We start from the raw sequence: 2586 nt of genomic DNA on the forward strand, positions 1-2586 counted from the left end.
ATAGAATAGGGTTATCAATAGTTGCATTCCATTGCCCTCCAGTCTACCTCGGAGTGTGTTGCAATTATTGATAATCCTGAAGAACTGAACTGCGGAGTGGATTAGAACCGGAAGGGTGGAGCTATGGGGATTGTATGGGATTTTGGATCCCTGATACTTGCTCTGGAGTCACCTTTGAAAAACGGATATTTTGGCATTTACAGTTAAAATTGACTTTTTTCTCACAGATTTCTCTACTGCACATATCATCTCGATTTTCCAGATTCATTTGATTGTCCTTTTCTCCAAGTCAGGACACACTTATCCTGTTTGAGCCGTTGTCGGGTTATCTATAACTACACGATACTGGAGTAAATCAGTTTTGTTCAGGAGGTATCGTCATAATCTGAGCTGACAATCGGCTCTAGATACACCAACTTCCCTTTACCGCATTGCGGGCAGCAGCAGATGTCAATACCGGTTAAACGAAGCATCATCTCCTGAATGTTCTCTTCTTGCTTTTCTGTGTGTATAGTTGTTCCACCTATCAATGAACGAATCAGCTCAATGCAGGTTTTTTTGTTGGCGTGAGCCAGGAATCCATAATAACGGATCTTGGTAAAACCGTTTGGGAGCACATGTAAGAGAAAACGGCGAATAAATTCATCAGCGCTGAGCGTAAGTTTTTTCTCTTTGTTGTCGTCACTGCGATCCCGATACTTGAATCGTACCTGGTCGTTATCGATGGCAATAATCCGATTGTTAGTGATCGCTACTCGGTGCGTGTAACGGCCAAGATACTCAAGCACCTGCTCTGGTCCACCGAAGGGCTGTTTGGCATAAGTAATCCACTGCTTGTCCCATAACCCTTTGAGCAACTCTTGAAATTGCTTCTCGTCCCTATACTCGGTAAGCCTGCCATTGAGGGATAACTGTTTTTTACGATACATCTTTTCCAGTTTACCCAGATATCTCTTCTGAAACTCCTTGGCCAGGGACTGCACCTTGAATAGATATTTTGTTCTGGCGCTGACCCACTTTTTACGGTCAAAAGAGAGGGCTCCCGCCGGGATAATGCAGTGTAAATGATAGTGATCCAAGAGTTTCTGATTCCATGTGTGGAGCACGGAGATAAAACCAAGTTGGCCTTCAAGGCGCCACTGTGGATCGCGGGCAAATACCTGCAGGGTTTCTTTAACGGCAGTAAACAGTAAAGCCAGTAAGATGCGTTTATTGCCCATGATAAGGGGATTGAGATCGTGTGGTAACGTAAAGACATTGTGAAAATAGGAACAGGGCAGCAACTCTGACTTTCTGTCATTGAGCCATTTCTCCTTGACCATTGTCTGGCATTTGGGACAGTGTCTGTCCCGGCAAGAGTTGTATGCGTTTTGCGTATGACCGCAGTGGTCACACGCTTCGATATGTCCGCCGAGTGCTGCTGTGCGGCATATTTCAATACGCTTCATCACCTTGTACTGCTGAGCGGTGATTATGTTCTTCTTTCGGTACCGGTTTCCATATTGTGCCAAGATATCGGCGAGTTCGGGTGATCTACTATTGTCTTTCATCTTCGCCCTCCTGTTGCTCGTCCATCAGATCAAGTGGACTTTTGAGCTGGACATAGCGGGCCGGAACCAGATGCAGATAGATCGTGGTTGTTTCTATGGTATTGTGGCCAAGCAGTTGGCTGATGGTATAGAGATCGTAGCCCTTATAGAGGAGATGGGTGGCGAAGCTGTGGCGGAGGGTATGGAGGCTGCACTCTTTGGTTAAACCGATTTTTTTTTAGCATCATACAGAATCTGAGATACGGACACACTCGTGAGATGAGTTCCGGGCTTCTGCCCTGGGAACAGCCAGTACTTCGGGGAATACTCAACCCAATAGGCCCGCAGTTCGTGAAGTAGATGTTTAGACAGTACCGTATATCGGTCTTTACGCCCCTTACCCTGTTCAACCCGGATCACCATCCTGGATGGATCGCTCTCGATATGTTCTGGCTTGAGGCGGATTGCTTCCCCGACTCTGAGCCCGGCACTGTAGATGGTCTTGAGCAGCACTCTATGCTTGAGGTTATCGATGCAGTTAAGAAGCCTGCCGACTTCTTCCATGGACAGTACTGCTGGTAGTTTCCTTCCCTGTGGTCGCGGTGGTAAACCAAAACGATCATCGACTTCCCTCCCACAGATATGGCGGTAGAAATAGGTGATACCGGCGAGATAGGCCTTGCATGATGAATGGGCCAGTTTCTTCTCAAGCAGTAGATGACGAAAGTATTCCCGGACTTGATCGTTACTCAGATATTCCGGTGAGGTATTGTAGTGATTAGCCAGGCATCTGACTCCGCTGATGTAACCTTTCTGCGTTTGCTTACTGAGTTGGTAAAGCTCCATGTGGTCGATGAATTTCTGCTTAATTGGATTAGGCATGATCTACCTCCCTGATAAAATGAATATGAATGGTACTTCTTATTCCAATTTATCAAAAAGGCAGCGGGAGAAAAAACGATTAACAGAGAAGTGCCGGGTAAGCTGAGGTATTGGTAGTACTACTGGTGCGGGGTTTTGGTTTTTCTGCGGAGCATAGCGGAGCGGTTCAGTTCTT

1 protein-coding gene and 1 pseudogene are annotated in these 2586 nt (G+C 46.4%); both read right to left on the reverse strand.

Annotated features, from left to right (window positions below):
• Positions 1 to 365: 365 nt before the first annotated feature.
• On the reverse strand, positions 366 to 1550 hold the full coding sequence (locus JWH17_RS23015) for an IS91 family transposase (protein WP_205225046.1): 1185 nt from the start codon (positions 1548 to 1550) through the stop codon (positions 366 to 368).
• Positions 1537 to 2411: pseudogene (locus JWH17_RS23025) on the reverse strand (tyrosine-type recombinase/integrase). The gene JWH17_RS23015 and the pseudogene JWH17_RS23025 overlap by 14 nt, the downstream one beginning before the upstream one ends.
• Positions 2412 to 2586: the final 175 nt, after the last annotated feature.

The sequence above is a fragment of the Desulfogranum marinum genome (genome assembly GCF_016918565.1).
GTDB classification, from domain to species: Bacteria; Desulfobacterota; Desulfobulbia; order Desulfobulbales; family Desulfobulbaceae; genus Desulfogranum; species Desulfogranum marinum.

What these genes read in the sequence shown, in the direction of transcription:
- JWH17_RS23015 (WP_205225046.1), bottom strand. Translation starts at nt 1,550, where the DNA reads ATGAAAGACAATAGTAGATCACCCGAACTCGCCGATATCTTGGCACAA.